The organism is Clostridium aquiflavi, from assembly GCF_031344075.1.
Lineage (GTDB): Bacteria > Bacillota > Clostridia > Clostridiales > Clostridiaceae > Clostridium > Clostridium aquiflavi.
On the sequence record NZ_JAVJAN010000016.1, the window covers coordinates 26,358 to 43,469 of the forward strand.

18 protein-coding genes are annotated in these 17,112 nt (G+C 26.0%); 5 read left to right on the plus strand and 13 right to left on the minus strand.

From position 1 onward, the window contains the following. Positions 1-89: 89 nt before the first annotated feature. The 3 genes from RGC78_RS07240 to yaaA form a co-directional block, all read right to left on the minus strand. Positions 90-1,154: a CdaR family transcriptional regulator gene (locus RGC78_RS07240; protein WP_252213461.1), complete on the minus strand. Its 1,065-nt coding sequence runs from the start codon at positions 1,152-1,154 to the stop codon at positions 90-92. 568 nt (positions 1,155-1,722) lie between these two features. Further along, positions 1,723-1,878, minus strand: coding sequence for a zinc-ribbon domain-containing protein (locus RGC78_RS07245; RefSeq protein WP_003372027.1), 156 nt, complete (start codon positions 1,876-1,878; stop codon positions 1,723-1,725). 238 nt (positions 1,879-2,116) lie between these two features. Then, entirely contained in the window at positions 2,117-2,890 is a 774-nt protein-coding gene (yaaA, locus tag RGC78_RS07250; protein ID WP_309556321.1) for a peroxide stress protein YaaA, read from the minus strand. A gap of 300 nt (positions 2,891-3,190) precedes the next feature. Between yaaA and RGC78_RS07255 the strand changes: the two genes are divergently transcribed. Together RGC78_RS07255 and RGC78_RS07260 are read left to right on the plus strand one after the other, a co-directional pair. After that, on the plus strand, positions 3,191-4,180 hold the full coding sequence (locus RGC78_RS07255; RefSeq protein ID WP_252213457.1) for a sulfide/dihydroorotate dehydrogenase-like FAD/NAD-binding protein: 990 nt from the start codon (positions 3,191-3,193) through the stop codon (positions 4,178-4,180). Next, complete coding sequence (locus tag RGC78_RS07260; RefSeq protein WP_252213455.1) at positions 4,177-5,454, plus strand: FAD-dependent oxidoreductase; 1,278 nt, start codon at positions 4,177-4,179, stop codon at positions 5,452-5,454. The genes RGC78_RS07255 and RGC78_RS07260 overlap by 4 nt, the downstream gene beginning before the upstream one ends. A 74-nt stretch (positions 5,455-5,528) precedes the next feature. Here RGC78_RS07260 and RGC78_RS07265 read toward each other — a convergent pair whose 3' ends face one another. Then, the gene (locus RGC78_RS07265; RefSeq protein WP_252213453.1) at positions 5,529-6,398 is read right to left on the minus strand and encodes a D-alanyl-D-alanine carboxypeptidase family protein; all 870 of its coding nucleotides are present in this window, start codon (positions 6,396-6,398) and stop codon (positions 5,529-5,531) included. Positions 6,399-6,538: 140 nt separating this feature from the next. Here RGC78_RS07265 and RGC78_RS07270 point away from each other — a divergent pair, with 140 nt between their 5' ends. Together RGC78_RS07270 and ytfJ are read left to right on the plus strand one after the other, a co-directional pair. Next, complete coding sequence (locus RGC78_RS07270) at positions 6,539-7,105, plus strand: DUF2953 domain-containing protein (RefSeq protein WP_252213451.1); 567 nt, start codon at positions 6,539-6,541, stop codon at positions 7,103-7,105. Next, on the plus strand, positions 7,095-7,577 hold the full coding sequence (gene ytfJ, locus RGC78_RS07275) for a GerW family sporulation protein (protein WP_252213449.1): 483 nt from the start codon (positions 7,095-7,097) through the stop codon (positions 7,575-7,577). The genes RGC78_RS07270 and ytfJ overlap by 11 nt, the downstream gene beginning before the upstream one ends. A gap of 109 nt (positions 7,578-7,686) precedes the next feature. Here ytfJ and scpB read toward each other — a convergent pair whose 3' ends face one another. The 7 genes from scpB to RGC78_RS07310 all read right to left on the minus strand — a co-directional run bounded on the left by scpB (position 7,687) and on the right by RGC78_RS07310 (position 14,652). Next, entirely contained in the window at positions 7,687-8,280 is a 594-nt protein-coding gene (gene scpB / locus RGC78_RS07280; RefSeq protein ID WP_309556323.1) for an SMC-Scp complex subunit ScpB, read from the minus strand. After that, positions 8,264-9,019, minus strand: coding sequence for a segregation/condensation protein A (locus RGC78_RS07285; RefSeq protein WP_252213443.1), 756 nt, complete (start codon positions 9,017-9,019; stop codon positions 8,264-8,266). The genes scpB and RGC78_RS07285 overlap by 17 nt, the downstream gene beginning before the upstream one ends. 217 nt (positions 9,020-9,236) lie before the next feature. Continuing rightward, positions 9,237-10,427: a D-alanyl-D-alanine carboxypeptidase family protein gene (locus RGC78_RS07290; RefSeq protein WP_252213441.1), complete on the minus strand. Its 1,191-nt coding sequence runs from the start codon at positions 10,425-10,427 to the stop codon at positions 9,237-9,239. Between the two features lie 292 nt (positions 10,428-10,719). Next, complete coding sequence (locus RGC78_RS07295; protein WP_252213436.1) at positions 10,720-11,598, minus strand: tyrosine-type recombinase/integrase; 879 nt, start codon at positions 11,596-11,598, stop codon at positions 10,720-10,722. 119 nt (positions 11,599-11,717) lie between these two features. After that, positions 11,718-12,350: a stage II sporulation protein M gene (gene spoIIM, locus RGC78_RS07300; RefSeq protein WP_252213433.1), complete on the minus strand. Its 633-nt coding sequence runs from the start codon at positions 12,348-12,350 to the stop codon at positions 11,718-11,720. 200 nt (positions 12,351-12,550) lie between these two features. Further along, positions 12,551-14,122, minus strand: a complete 1,572-nt coding sequence (locus RGC78_RS07305; RefSeq protein WP_252213430.1) for an alpha-amylase — start codon at positions 14,120-14,122, stop codon at positions 12,551-12,553. Positions 14,123-14,229: 107 nt separating this feature from the next. Then, the gene (locus tag RGC78_RS07310) at positions 14,230-14,652 is read right to left on the minus strand and encodes a hypothetical protein (RefSeq protein WP_309556324.1); all 423 of its coding nucleotides are present in this window, start codon (positions 14,650-14,652) and stop codon (positions 14,230-14,232) included. 271 nt (positions 14,653-14,923) lie between these two features. Between RGC78_RS07310 and RGC78_RS07315 the strand changes: the two genes are divergently transcribed. Next, positions 14,924-15,475, plus strand: coding sequence for a hypothetical protein (locus RGC78_RS07315; RefSeq protein ID WP_309556325.1), 552 nt, complete (start codon positions 14,924-14,926; stop codon positions 15,473-15,475). Positions 15,476-15,599: 124 nt separating this feature from the next. Here RGC78_RS07315 and RGC78_RS07320 read toward each other — a convergent pair whose 3' ends face one another. Continuing rightward, a complete protein-coding gene (locus tag RGC78_RS07320; protein WP_252213422.1) occupies positions 15,600-16,148 on the minus strand; it encodes a hypothetical protein in 549 nt (182 codons plus the stop codon). A 106-nt stretch (positions 16,149-16,254) separates the two neighbouring features. Continuing rightward, a complete protein-coding gene (locus RGC78_RS07325; RefSeq protein ID WP_252213419.1) occupies positions 16,255-16,905 on the minus strand; it encodes a hypothetical protein in 651 nt (216 codons plus the stop codon). Positions 16,906-17,112: the final 207 nt, after the last annotated feature.

The following is a 17,112-nucleotide window of genomic DNA, read 5'->3' on the forward strand; positions in this document are numbered from 1 at the left end:
TTGTAATGTAAACGAATTTATATTCATTATTATTATGCAAACGCACAAAAATAGTCCTATTTAAAGCAAAATAGGATATAAATCAAACTCTAAGAGTTTAATTTATATCCTATATATGATGTTATTAGCTGAAATAAATCTAAATAATCATTAAATTTCAATCCAGTAACTTCTTCTATTTTTTCTAACCTATAGTTAAGTGTATTTCTATGTATATGTATTTCATTAGCTGTTTTAGCTCTTTCACCATTGTTTTTCATATAAATTAAGAACGTTTCTAATAGTTCTTTTCCCATTATTTCCTGTAATATATTACCTATAACTTCCTTTTCATAGTCCTTATTTATAAGCAAACTCATTTTATGAAAAAACTTAACTGCATCGTAAAGATATATATTCTTATCTTCATATAATTTATTTCCAATATTAAGAGCATTTACACTATCAATTAATGAATTTATTATGATACTATGAACTCTTCCGATTCCAATCTTTATTGATAATTCCTGTATTTTATCCTGAAATTTTATTATTTTATTGCTAGTTATTCTTTCACTTTTTAATAACAAAGCTATTTTATTTGAAGATATATTTATACTATATTCATTTTCTTTTAAATTCTTATCTATAAATTTATTAACTTCCTTTAATTTAGATTTATCGTATTGAACTACTATAACAAATCTTTTTATTCTAATATCTATTTCTAATGACATTCCTCTTTGAATGAATTCCTCAGTATACTCTTCATTGATATTTAGCCATTCATAAATAAATTCTTCAGTTAACTTTTGCTTTATTATATGCTGATTTAAAGTATATTCCTGAGATATTAATAATTCAGCTGTTACGCTTACTATTCTTCCAAATGGACTAACTATTTTAGGTGATCCAGTTATACCTATTACTCCCATAATTTTATTTCTAAAAAGTATTGGTATATTAACTCCTGCTTTTGTATATTCATAATCTTTAAAAACCTCAACTGCTTTTTTATTTTTTAAAGCTTCTAAAGCACCCTCATGCAAACTTCCTATTCTAGATACATCACCACTACCAATGATAACACCTTTTTCATTCATTATATTCACATTATAAGGAATAACTCCCATAACTTTATTTACTATATTCTGTGCTAATTCTTTACTTAACATAAACATCTCTCCGAACTAAAGTGCTTGAAATATAAAGTTTTCTGTAATTTATAACTTGTGTATAATCTCAGCTTTATTAAGCACTGAATTAATTATCTCATTATATATAATTACGGTGATAATATCAATAAATTATACTATGGTAAAATAATGCATTATAGAAAAGAAAGCATCTCAATATTAGATACTTTCTTTCTAATAAATCAATATACATATATCCCCTCTTTCATTACTATTTTTAAGTATACTATTTTTGCTTATTTATAGTAATTATACCATAATTTAAATATTAACTAATAATAAGCACATTTTAAGAGAGAATTCAATATTTTTTTGTAAAACTAAGAAGCTATAAAAATTAAAACATTTTTATAGCTTCTTAGTTACTTTTTCTTTTAACTTATATAATTATTGGCAAGTAGCTTTTAGGGATCAACTACTAAGAACCCTCTATTTTATAACTTACTATAAAATAGCTATAATTCTTTAATCACTTTATTCACCTTTTCTTAAATTGCTACATAAAAAAAAGGTTATAAGAAAATCTTATAACCTTTTAAATCATAAATTATCTTCTATTATTTTGTGCTTTCTTAGCTCTTCTACAAGCTGCACATCTTACAGGTTCATTATCGAATCCTTTTTCTTTGTAGAATTCTTGTTCTCCTACTGAAAATACGAATTCTTCTCCACAATCTTTACATACTAATATTTTATCTTCCATATTAAATTCCTCCTTAATTTTAAAGACTAATATTGATTTATATAATTCTCTAAAAGGAGAAATCTACATATCTATAAAAAATCTTTTTTAACAATATATTTATGATAACAGATTTTTAATTTAATTGCAAGCTTTATTTTAAATTTAATATTTTTTATAAATTAACATAATCATAACCATTCTTATCCCCTTCAGTATCTCAAAAAGCATACTCTAAAAACTTATAAATCCCTAAAAATTAATTTTCTAAAGTAAAAACTAAGTCATTATTATTTGAAAATTGTTCATTATATAAATATCCTTCTAAATCAAATTTCTTTAAATCATTTATATTATTAATTTTATTTTTCATTATAAATGAAGTCATAAGTCCACGAGCTTTTTTAGCTTTCATAGTTATTATTTTATATTCACCATTTCTATACTCTTTAAATATAGGAGTCACAATATTTACTGATGTATCTAATATATCTATTCCTTCTATAGATTTAAAGTATTCGTAAGACGCTAGATTTACTAATATATTATTACCAGTAGATTTTATATCTTCTATTATTTTATGTTTTAATTTATCCTCCCAATAATCATATAAGTTTTTATAATTATCAAAAGAAAGTTTTGTTCCCATTTCTAATCTATAGGGATTTACTCCATCGAATGGACTTAAAACACCATATAAACCAGATAAAATCCTTAAATGCTCATTAGTATAAAATAAGTCTTCAATATTAAAACTTCCAACATCTATTCCTCTAAAAACTTCCCCTTTAAAAGCGATCAAACATTGTCTTGCATTATCAAAAGATTCATTCCAAACTTCGAATCTATCTTTATTTAATAATGATAATTTATCACTTGTTTTCATTAGATTCCCTAATGAATAAGAATCATATTTTTTTAATTCGTCTACTAAGGTTCTAGCTTCTTTTAAAAATTTTGGACTTGTCATTGGTAAAGTTTCATTTGTCTTATTAAAATCCAGCGTTTTAGCTGGAGAAATAACTACTAACATAATTTTTCTCTCTCCTTATAAGTAATTATAAGCCACTTGTTGGGCATTTTTATTAAATATATTTTTAATTATAAATGTTTTGATATTAACTATCAACTAACAATAATTTTCTTTTCAAATACAATCAATTCTTTAATAATACCTAGTTAGAAGTATATAAACATTTAATTATACTTTGAAACGTTTGGAGCATAACTCATTATAATTAGTAAGTAAAAATTTTGTCACAATTTATTTGTGTCAAATTAAAGTTAAAATTATAAATTATTAAGAGGAGTAATTTTATCTAAAGGAGAGACGATGGTAAAAGAACCAAGAGATTGCATAGATGCTGGTACTGAATATTGCCCTTGCAAGTTAGCAGAAACTGGTGAATGTTTAATATGTTCTCAGCTACAAGGGGAATGTTTTTGTGATTGTTTAAATTGGAAAGGAGTTTGTATATATCAAGAATTATTTAATAATGGTAATAAGGCAAAAGAGGGACGAAAAAGTTACAGCTGTCTAATTAAAGATATAACCAATTTTAATGATGAAGTTGTAATGATTAAATTTGAAGCGCCACATAAATTAGCATTAGATTTAGTTAAGCCAGGAAGTTATATATTTGTAAGTCAAAATGAAAATAAATATTTTGATGTACCTATTTCCATTATGGAATCTGATATAGAAACAAACATTATAACAATATTAATAGAAGTTAGAGGAATAAAAACTAAAAGCATTTTAAATTTGAAAGCAGAAGAAAACATAATTATTAGAGGTCCTTATTGGAATGGAATTTTTGGTATTAAAAATATAACTTCTCAAAAAGGAGGTAAATCATTAGTACTAGCACGAGGTATAGGTGTAGCTCCAATGATGCCAGTTATAAGAAAATTACTTTCTCAAGATAATGAGGTGAAAGTTGTTATAGATAAAACACCATTTACAGATGATTTTTCTAATGAATTATTATTAAAATATTCTGTAGAGGCAAGTGAGAATGAATTACTTGATAAAGGAAAACTTTCTGATCATTGTAAGGTTATCATAAAAGAAGCCTTAAAAGATGGGGTTAATTATATTCATATCGCTGGAGCTGACATTTTTACCTACGAGGTTATTGAATATTTAGATAAATTAGATAGAAAAGATGTTTTATTGTCTTGTTGTAATAATTTTAAAATGTGCTGTGGTGAAGGAATTTGTGGAGCATGTACAGCAAGATTCTCTGGTCATAGAGTAAGAAGATTTTGTAAGGAGCAAGCTGATCCAAGAAGTATATTTGAAGGGAGAAGATTTATATGAAGGTTGTTATTATTGGAGGAGGTTGGTCTGGATGTGCTGCAGCAATCAGTAGTAAAAAAGCAGGAGCTGATGTTGTTATAATAGAGAAAACAGATCTTCTACTCGGCTTAGGTAACGTTGGTGGAATAATGAGAAACAATGGAAGATATACTGCATCTGAAGAACTTATTGCTTTAGGTGGCGGAGATTTAATAAAAATTACTGATAGGGTATCAACTCATAGAAATATAGATTTTCCAGGCCATAAACATGCTACTTTATATAATGTAAATCTTATAGAAGGAGAAGTAAGAAAATATTTAATTTCATTAGGAATAGAAATATTAATAGAAAGTAGAGTTAACGATGTTAAATTTGATGGAAATAAAATTCATGGTGTTTATTTAAGTGATGGAACCTATATTAAAGGTGATGTATTTATAGAGACAACAGGAACAACAGGACCTATGGGAAATTGTTTGCGTTACGGAAATGGTTGTTCAATGTGCATTTTAAGATGCCCAGCATTTGGTCCTAGAATTAGTATTAGTGAAAGATGTGGAGTTGCTGATATTCAAGGAGAAAGAGATGATGATGTGCTAGGTGCATTCTCAGGCTCTTGTAAATTAGCGAAAGAAAGTTTATCTGAAGATATTAAAAATAAATTAGATAAGGACGGTGTCGTAGTATTACAAATTCCTAAAGAAGACGTTAATTATGGAAAGCTTAGCACTAAAGTTTGTCAACAATATGCGTTAAAAGAATTTGCTGAGAATGTAGTTCTTCTTGATACAGGTCATGCCAAACTTATGACTACCTATTATCCACTAGAAAAATTGAGAAAAATAAAGGGATTAGAATATGCTAAATATGTTGATCCATATGCAGGTAGTAAAGGAAATTCAATTAGATATTTATCAGTAGCACCTAGAACAAATGATTTAAAAGTTGTAGGAGTAGACAATTTATTCTGTGCTGGAGAAAAGAGTGGTCTTTTTGTTGGCCATACAGAAGCTATATGTACCGGAACATTATCTGGGCATAATGCAGTTAGGCTTATTATGGGTATGCCTCTTCTAATATTACCTTCTTCTATTGCAGTAGGTGATATTATAAGTTTTGCAAATGAAAAAGCTAATACAAGGGAAGGAAGAAAGAATAGATATACTTTTGCAGGAGCAGGATATTTTAAGAGAATGCAAGAATTAGGTCTGTATACAACTAATATTGATGAAATAAATGAACGTGTTAAAAAGGTTAATTTAGATAATATATTTGGGCAAAGATTATGTTAAAAGTTAATAGCTGACAATAATAGTCTGTTTAATTAAAAAAACTTAAATTAAACAGACTATTTTTGCTTTAATATTTAATTTTTATAAACTAATTCCTTAATATTATGATTTTCGAATGCCACCGTTTCTAAAATATGATTATATATTTTTTGTGTTTGTGCCCATCTATCAGGACAATTCAATACAACTATAATTATATCTTTACCTTGATGATTTACAGATGAAACTAAGCATTTACCTGCTCCACCAGTATAACCTGTTTTTACACCATTTGCTTCTGGAATAAGCCAAAGTATTTTATTTATATTATTATAGTCTCTTGTAAAATTATATTTTTCTTTACTAATTTGTTTTGAGCCAACTATCTCTCTAAATAAGTCATATTCCATACCTTTTGCAGTTAAAATAGCTAAATCATATGCTGAAGAGTAATGTGAATTACTATCTAATCCATGAGGAGACTCAAAATGTGAGTCTAATATTCCAATTCCTGTAGCATAGTGATTCATTATTTGTGCAAATCCTTCCACAGAACCTCCTAATGATTCAGCTATGGCTATTGCTGCATCATTTCCTGATTTAAACATTAAACCAAATGCAAGTTCCTTCAAACTTATTTCTTCCCCTGCTTTGTACCCAACTTTTGACCCTCTTATTGAAGCAGCATTCTTACTTATAACTACTTTTTTATCTAAATCACCTTGTTCAATGGCAATTATTGCTGTAATTATCTTTGTTGTACTTGCCATCGGTACTATTTCATACGCATTTTGTTCAAAAAGTACTTCTTTAGATTCTCTATCAAGTGCTATTGCACATCTTGCATTTACCCTAAAATTATCTTTTAATTTGCTATCTGCTAAAACAGTTTTTGAGAAAATTTGAAAAAGCATAATACTTAGTAATATTATTATTACTATATTATTTTTAATAGTTTTTCTCATAATACTCACCTTCTTAATTACTACTTACTTCTATTTTTCCTTGAAATTTTAATTTTAAACCTATATTTCAAAAAAAATCAGTTTTATTTTTGGATAACATGTCAATAATTACAATACCTTTAGAAATTGGAGATATATTTATGAAATTGTTTTTACTCATATTAATGATAATTATCCTTGCACCTATTCCATTAAAAATTAGTATTTACTATTCATTTGATAATTATTATATAAAGTTATATAAATTTACTATAATATCAAAAGAAAAAATTAAAAAGAAAAAACAAAGCTCAAATACAAAATCAAAATCACACAAAAAAAAGAAAGATTCTTTAAATATTTTTGATATTATACATAAAAAATATTTAATACAAAAATTATATAATTCAAAATTTAAGCCTAAAATTAATTTAAAAGGTAATTTAGATTATAGTCTTAATGATTCTGCCCATACTGCAATAACTTATGGACTATTATCTCAATTTACACCTATATTTTATTTTGTTTTAAGTATCCCTTACAAAATAAATAAGTTTAAATTTAATATAAATCCAATATTTGAAGATAAATTTTTAGTAAAATTTGAAATTTCAAGTATAATATTCATTTCTATTGTAAAAATTATATATGTACTGATTATTATATTTAAATCAGTACTTTATTCTGAGGAGGTGGACCCCTATATAGGGAATAATTATGACAAATGAACAACCTGTTGAAAAATTGATGAGAAGCACAATGGAAAATCTCAGAAGTATGATTGATGTAAATACAGTAATAGGCGATGCCGTTGAAACACGAGATGGTACTTATATCATTCCTGTTTCAAAATTAAGTTTTGGTTTTGCCTCCGGAGGAGCTGAATACTCTACATTAGATAAAAACTTTAATGGTGAATCAAATTTTCCTTTTGGTGGTGGATCAGGTGCTGGTGTTTCTGTTAAACCAGTCGCATTTTTAGTCGTTAAAGAAGATGGTATAAGAATGATTCCAGTTGATCAAGATTCTACTTATGATAGAATTGTTGATTCAGTCCCCCAGGTCATAGATATGGCAAAAGATTTAATAAAAGAAATGAAAAATAAGAATAAAAGTGCTAAACATGGTAATAATACTAATATCGATCTTGATATCACTGAAAATTTAAATACATCTTCTAGTGATACTACAGACGATTAAAAATAACTCCTAATTTTTTTAATTTCATACACATTAATTTAAATGGGTGTATTAATAAATACTTTAATACACCTGTTTTTAATGTTAATTTTAAATAAATTATGTACTACTAAAATTCTGTTTCTAAATCATAAGATTTATCCTCTTCAAAAAAATCTAGTGATGGAAGTTGATTTAAATCTTTAATCCCAAATTGTCTTAAAAATTCTTCAGTTGTGCCATATAATATTGGCCTTCCTGGTACTTCTAATCGTCCTACCTCTTTAATAAGATCTCTTTCTAACAATCTTTGAAGGGCACTTTCAGATTTTACCCCTCTTATTTCATCAATATCTATTCTAGTTATAGGTTGTTGATATGCTATTATTGATAAACTTTCTAAAGAAGCTTGTGATAATGATTGGCGCTTACTTTTCTTCAATAACTTTTGTATAAAGTTGCTATTTTCCGGTTTTGTAACTAATTGATAAGATCCCTTAATAGAAATAAGCTTTATTCCTCGTTCTTGCATATCATACTCTTCTATCATTTCTTGTATAGTATTTTCAACAATTTTAAGTTCTTCTTCAAGATAAATTGATAAATCCTTAGCTGTCAATGGCTCACCACCTGCAAAAAGCAATGCTTCAATTCCTGATTTTAAAGATTTTTTTTGAAATTCTTCTAAAAATTGAATTTGTAGTCTATCACTCTTCCCCATCATCTTCTCTCCTTTCAATTAATATATTATTAAAATTATCACTTTGATATACTCTTATCTTTCTTAGCTTTACCATTTCAAGTAAAGCTAAAAAACTAACAATACATTCTAATTTACATTCACATTTATTAATAATTTCTGAAAATTTACTAACTTTATTATTTTCTATAAGTCCTAAAAGATACTCAAGCTTGTCCTCAATTTTATATTTATCAACATATATTCTTTTTTGAATTACATTAGCTTTATTTTGTTTATTATTATATATTTCTAAAAGGTTGTTATACATATTATATAATTCCAAAAGAGTTAAATTTTTAAATATATCTTCATTATTATGAGGTAAATTTATTTCTTCTATTATTTCTGGCTTTTTAGTATACAATTCACCTGAATTAATATATCTTTCTTTAAAAAATTCAGCTGCCTTCTTTATTTTCTTATATAAAATAAGTTTTTCAATAAGATCTTTTTCTTGATCTTCTTCGTCCTCATCTTCATCTTTCTTAATTTTAGGCAATAAATGTTTAGATTTTATTTCTATTAATGTAGCTGCAACGACTATAAATTCTGATGTTATTTCTAAATCCATAACCTTCATATCATCAATATATTTTAAGTATTGATTTGTTATTTTTGATATTTCTACATTATAAATATCCATTTGATTCTTTTTAATTAAATGAAGTAATAAATCAAATGGGCCTTCAAAATCTTTTATCTTAATACTTGGAAAATCCATATATTCACTCACCTTTTTAGCATGGATATTAGTATTTTACTATCTTATTTAAATAATATCAATTAAATATATTTTAAACAAGCTTATTACCTTTATAAGAATATATATTAATTATTGAAATAAATAGAAAACTCAATTAAGGGAAGTCAAAATAACTTCCCTTAACAATCTATCTTTTTATAAGTGCTATTTAAAATTGTTATCTTAAAAGTTTCTTCTATACTCCTTTTTCAAATAAGTTTTTTATATTATATTTTATATTATCAAATAGATTACCTTTCTTTATATCTCTATCAGAATATATATCTACTTCTCCTACTTTTTCTTCACCTAGATAAACTTCACATTTTCCTACTATATCACCCATTTTATATTCAGGTTTTAATTCTTCAATAACTATTTTCTTAGAAATTTCACCATTGTTTCCTTTAGGTAATACTGCTGTTAAATCTTCTTTTGCTTTTGCCATAAAAAATCTATCTGTTTGTTTATCCATAAGAATTTTTTCTACATCTTCATCTTTTGCTACTATTTTTTTACCTTCATATTTTGAAAATCCATGATTTAATAATATTCCTGCATCTCTATTTCTTATTTTATAAGTTGGTGCCCCCATAATAACAGTAAGCATTCTTACTCCATTTCTAGTTGCTGTTGCAGAAATACAATATTTTGCTTCATTTGTAAAACCTGTTTTTAATCCATCACAACCTTCAAAGAATCTAACTAATTTATTATGATTTACTAGTTCAATTGGTGACTTTCTTCCTTCTGAAATAGAATCCATATAAGTTCCTGTGTATTTTAATACAGTTGGATGTTTTAATAACTCAATAGACATTAACGAAATATCACGTGCTGTTGATAAATGTCCATCTGCAGGAAGTCCATTACAATTTTTGAATACTGTATTTGTCATTCCTAGCTCTTGAGCTCTTTTATTCATTAATACAACGAAGTCTGATTCTGTTCCACCTAAATATTCGGCTAAAGCAACTGCTGCATCATTTCCAGACGCTATAGCTACACCCTTTAATAATTCCTCAACACTTCTTATTTCACCTGTATCTAGTAACATTGTACTTCCACCCATTTTTTTTGCATTTTCACTACAAGTTACTTTATCATCTAATTTAATTTTACCATTATCTATTGCTTCCATGGTAAGAAGCATTGTCATGATTTTGGTTACAGATGCTGGTGCAAACTTTTCATCTGGATTTTTTTCATACACAACTTTTCCTGTTGTTGGTTCAATTAATAATGCTGATTTTGCTTCTACATTCATCCCCTCAGCTTTAACTTCATCCTCTAGCATAGATGCATTTACAGCTCCTATTGGTATTAATATAACAGTCAAAACAAAAACCAATGTAAAAGATATTATTCTTTTTATATTATTTTTCATCAATCTTCCTCCCTTCAAAATTAGTGTTACCAAAATAATAAATAATATTATTATAAAACTATAAAACTCCTTATTATGTGACAAAATTTTTAGTTTATTTTTATTTATATCTAGTCTAAACAAACTCAATGAAAAATAAAAACTGACACCAATTTAGGTATCAGTTTTTAAGTGAATAACTATTTAATTAAATCGAAAATTAAATTTGCCACCGAAATATAGTTTTTTCGGTGGCAACTGGGTGGAAGTTTGTAATTAAAAAAATATTTAATTTTACTTAAAGCTAGTGAAATCAAGCTCTTGGATGTGTATTCATATATATAAAATTAATTTTATCATTATTTATTATTTCATAATAAGTATCCATATATGTTAATACTTGATTTCCAAGTAACTTTTGTACAGCTCTTACATTTGCACCATTTTGAAGTAAATGTACCGCAAATGAATGTCTAAATGTATTTAAATTTACATCTTTGTCTATCTGCGCTTTTTTAGAATACTCTTTTACTATTCTCCAAATCCCTTGTCTTGTTAATTTATTTCCATTTAGATTAACAAATAAGTTAGGAACTCCACATTCGGCTATTTTATATCTTATGCTAAGATATTCATTTAATGCTTTACAAGCACTTCTACCTATAGGTATTAATCTTTCAAAATTTCTACTATCGGTACATCTTACAAAGTGTAATTCCAAGTTAATATCATCTACATTTAAAGATATTAGTTCAGATACTTTCATTCCAGTAGCATACATAAGCTCTAGCAATGCGTTATCTCTAATTCCTTTTGGACAATCTTTCTCTACTGTTCTAATTATTTTATCTACTTCATCTACTGTTAAAATTTGCGGTAACTTTCTATTATTTTTAGAACTTTTATACTCTATCTTTGGTACCTCATTTATTAATGACTGACTCTTTAAATAAGAGTAAAAACTCCTAAGACTTATAACTATTCTATTTATAGATCTTTCGGATTTTCCTGACTCTAATAAATATTGAATATATGCCATAACTGTTAATTTATCACTCTTATATACATCTATACCTTTCTTATCCAAAAACTTAAGATATAATGTCACATCTGTTACATAAGCATATATAGTATTTTCACTTTTTCCACTATCAAATAAATATTCTTTATAGTTATTTATACTATCTACCATTATTCTCTCCTATACCATTGATTATGAATTAATATTCGACAAAATTATCATTTTTCCTCTTTAATTAAGATTTATATCTTAAGTTTATAATTTTCTATATATGTTTTTTAATTATAAAGCTAATAAAATTTAGTAACCACAAATTTTATAAAATTAGGTGACACATAAGTTTCTATAATAGCTGCAAATATAAAAAATCCTAAGATTATAATCAGTTTATTTCCTAAAGAATTAAAAAATGGATCATTTAAATTCGCTCTTTTAAAAAACTTACTTTTAAATTTTTGAGTTGACATAGCTAATGCTATAACACTTAATGCTATAAAACAAGGAATATAAATTAAATTTTGAGGAATTACAGATACTAATGCTAGTCCAATACCTTTGCCCTGAAAAGTTGTTAGTATAAACGAAAATGTATATCCTAACGTAAATCCTTTAAACATATCTAAAACTAATATGAACGGCATTCCAAAAAAAGTAAAACCAAACATGAATATAGGTATAATTAGCAACATATTCTTTTTTATAACATTAATTAACAAATTTTCATAATTAATAGGCGTGTCCCCTATCGAAGATGTAAAACTTGAAAAATAACTTAACAAATCATTTCTGTTGGATTCGCTCATGTACTTTACTACATAAAGTCCAAAAGATATTCCGATGCAAAACATTATTAATACCATGAAAAAATATACTTTTTTATCTTTAAAGGTTTGACCAAGCTTATTCACCATATAATTCACCACTTATTCCTCCTTAAGTTACTCTACTTTATACTATGTTTAATTTTTCCATATTATTCATAGTACTTAACAAAATATATGTTAATTAAAATACTAGAATTCCTTTTATAAAATCCACTAAAACGTGATGAATGCTTGCTTTATAAACTTTTTAATTACATAAAAAATAGATGACCCTTATTAAGTCATCTAAAATTTTTTTATTATTTTTTAACCCATATTGAATATGATTTATTATTTACTTTAAAAGTCCCATTTCCTTCATTGTCTATTAGTATTTCTTCTTGTACATTTCCTGTTATATCTATAAAAACAGTATTTATATTTTTAGTCTCCATAAACATCTTTTTACTACCTTCATTTCCATTACTTATTAATACCGCAACACCTGAATTGTCATGCACCAAATCGCCTTGTCTAGTCCACCCAATTATATTTTTATCATCAAAATAATCACATTGATCACCGTAAGCATATTTTTTTCTTACATTTAAAATCACATCCAGCTGACTCTTAAAACCATCAAACCCCTTTTCAGGAATTCCATAATAATCTCCATAAAATACACAAGGATATCCTTCTTGCCTTGTTAATATAAATGTGTATGCTATTAATTTAAACCACGGTTTCACCCAAGATTCAAGCGCCTGACCAGGTTCAGTATCGTGATTATCAACAAAAGTAACTGAAATTTTTTCATCATGTTCTAATAAGGTATTTTGAATTAATGTTCTCATATCAAAGTTTTCTTCTAAATTGCTTGCTTCATAAAATTTATAATGAAGAGGAACATCAAATAACGACATAACATTTTGTGATTTACTAATATAGTATTTTAATTTGTTTATATCTCCAGACCAATATTCACCAACAGCAAATACATTGTCACCTTTCTTATTCCTAATATCATTTAACCATTCTGTAAAAAAATCAAATTTTATATGTTTTATTGCATCTAATCTAAAACCATCTAACTTGCATTCATTTACATACCAATTTCCCCATGTTTTAAGTTCTTCTACAACATCTCTGCTATCTATATCCAAATCCGCACACATTAAAAAATCAAAGTTTCCATTTTCATTATCTACATCTTGTTCCCATTCTTTCCCTACAAATTTAAATATTCCATTTTGTTTTGTTAAATCATCAAAATCTACCCCATCAAAATCTTTTGCACTCCATTTATAAGAAGAGTACTTATTATTTCTACCAAGAAAATTAAATACAGTAAACGACTTTATTTCTTTTTCTTCTCCTATAATATTATTTCTATTATTACTATCTACTAATTGAGCTTTTACTATCTCACTTTCATCTGCACCTGCTTTATGATTAAATACAGTATCTCCATATACTTCTATATTATTATCATGTGCTTCATTTATAGCATCTAAATATTGTTCCTTTGTACCATATTTAGTCCTTATGGTTCCTTTTTGATTAAATTCTCCTAAATCATATAAGTCATACGCTCCATACCCAACATCATTAATGCCTTCTACCCCCTTATAAGCAGGCGGAAGCCACAGTGCAGTAATCCCTTTTTTGCTTAACTTTTTAGAATTTTCTTTTACTTTACTCCAAAGAGAACCATCATTAGGATAATACCATTCAAAATATTGCATCATAGTTTTGTTTGTCACTTTTTTATCTTCTATGTAAACTTTGTCTTCATTTTTTTCTACGTCATTAGCTTTGTCCTGTTCTAAATTCAAATACATTACTCCTCCTATTATTGCAAATACTATTATTATTAAAAATTCTATTGTCATTATTATCCTCTCCTTAATTCACAAAATTATGCTTTGGTAACGATACCAGTTTGTTTTTAAATATTAAGATAGGATTAATTCCTATCTTAAGTCATATAAGTTTTAATTTATTCCCATCCTAAAACAAAAGCTTTCTCATTAATTCTTATTGATCTTCCATTAAATTTTTCTATTAGAATTTCTTCCATATTATCTACTTCTCTAAAAATAACTTGCTTTATTCCATCTGCTGATCCTACACGTTCAACACCTTCATACCAGATTATTCTATTTTGATCTACAGACAATTTACTTCTAAATTTTTTATATTTAAATACCTTTACTGCTATTTTACTAAAAGATATTTTTTCTGCTATTTTAAGAATAACAATATCTATTGTATCTCTTATAAAAAGTAACTCACATTCATCCTTCATATCGTATAAAGTTTTTATAGATTTAATCCCATCATCTAAAGTGAAACTTTCCTTATTCTTTAATTCATTTATTTTTTCAATAAATACATCTTGACCATATTTTTTTGAATTCATAATTAAATCCCCTCTCTTATATTATTTCCCTACATACTGTAAACGATTTTATTTTTAATAATTGACAAGTTGAATTTAAATAATTATACTTTATAAAAGTATAATTAGAAGCCTTATACTCATATGGTAAAGGTTTCTATATTGCATGTCAATATTATTTTATGTACACTAAAATAAGGTGGACTTTATTTTATAAAAAATTATTACTTTAAAGTAAAGCTTAATTTTTAAAATTAACACATTTTTAATTTATATAAATATATTTAATGAGGTGAAAATATTGAATATTTACATTACAAATGAACATTTTTATGAAACTTGGTTTTGTTTTAATAAAGGAGATGAAAAAGAAAATCTTTTAGACCTTATGGATAGAACTTCAGCTTCAATATATACATATTCTAATGAAGAAACAAATGATATTGAATTTGTAGCCATAAAGCCTGAAGAATTTAATTTACTTTCATATCCTTATTCTTGGTGTGAAAAACCTATAATAAGATTTTCTACTAGAGGTATTGAATTATCTGATGAATTAATTATTAAAGGTAATTCTAGCTTTGATGGAAGAATACATCACGGTTATCTTAATGCAGAAATTAAATTAGAAAATTTAGATGAGAATATACTAAGATGTGCATCTATATCTATAGATGAATTAATTACCTATGCTAAGTATCTTTGGTGCGAGGATATGGACCTTGATTATTTATTTACAGATAAAGCATTATATATAGAAGAAAAAATTCAACTTGGAAAAGATAAAGCTGAAAATATATATGATGATCAAAGCTATATGAACTATTTTGATGATATTGAATAAAATTTATGCTAATTTTATTAGACTTCAAGCTTTTATTCAATTAGAAGCTATCGATATAAAGAAAAATTCTACAGAATAATTTAACTCTAAAATACCTCTAATGAAAAATACTCATTAGAGGTATTCATTTAAAGTTTTTCTTTAATTCTTCTATTTCCTTTTCCAATTGATTTACCCTAAAAGTTAATTTTTTTATTTTATCACAATTATCTTTTTTATTTCTTTTTTTGTACTTGTACTCTTTGTCAAGTTTAACATCTTCATTTGAACAAAATGGATTATCTACATTCTTATACTCTGGATTATAATACCGTCCCGGACCACCTTGTTGATACTGTTGCTGTGCATTAAATGTTTCAATTACTTGTCCTACTAATTGTAGCCAGTTTCCATAAGCATTTAATAAGCTAGATGGTAATTTACTAGATATTGCATTAGCTATCAATTCTCCAATAACTAACATTAACATAGGGTCTAAATCTTGAAATCCACATGGCATATCTAAGTTTAAATTTTGACACTCATTTGTACTTGCCCCAGCACTTGGATCAATTTTACACTTTCTTTCTTCATCTTTTTCTTTGCATTTATCATCAGAATTATTCTTTTCACATTTTTTATAGCCAAGATGCTTTAATATCTCATCTAAATCATAAAAACTATTGTTATCCATATCTCACCTATATCTAAAATTATAAAAAATTATTACAATATATGTTTTATCTATCCAAATGGGGATCTAATATTATATTAATCTAGAAATAATTTTCTCTGTTAGTCTATTTACTATTTTCTATCTTTTTTATTCTTTTCTCTAATTCATACATTTTAGTTACAATTCTATTAAATTCACATTCTAAATTTTCTAATTTAAAACATATATCATTTATGTTATTATATTTTTGCCTTAAACCTTTATCTTCATTTAAATTACCTTTTTTTAAATTTTCATCTTTAATTAAATCATTAGCATTATTTAAACCCTCTTCTTTCTTTGTATCAAAATTGCAAAAAGGATTTTCAACATTTTTATATGCATAATTGAAGTATCTTCCAGGTCCTATTTCATAATATTGCTGCTGCGTACCATAAGTTTCTATTATTTGACCAACAAGAATAATAAGATTAGATATAGTATTAGCAACATTGTACGGTAATTGTCCAGAAATAACATTTCCTATAACTTCTCCTAAAGTTACAAATAATATTGGATTTATATCTTGAAATCCACCTGGTATATCTAAATTTAACTTTGAACACCAGTTTGTACTTGCCCCTGCTGTTGGATCTATTTTACACTTACAATCGCTTGTATTGCTTTCATTGCTTGATTCATTGGATTCTGTTGATTCATCATCTTCTTCAGTGATTTTTTCATACCCTAAATAATTCAAAAGTTCTTCAATTCCACTAAAATTATTTAAATCCATATTTCACCTTATAATTAATAACTCTAATATTAGATTACACAAAATTTAGATATCTGATACTAATTCTATTGGGTGCAATTTTTCTTTATTATATTTATACCATTTAACAAGATGTTGCATTTTTTTAGTACTTTCACCACATCTATCAACTGAGTTATACTCTTTGGTATACCCTGAAGTAATGGAAAATGTTATTTTTAATTCCAA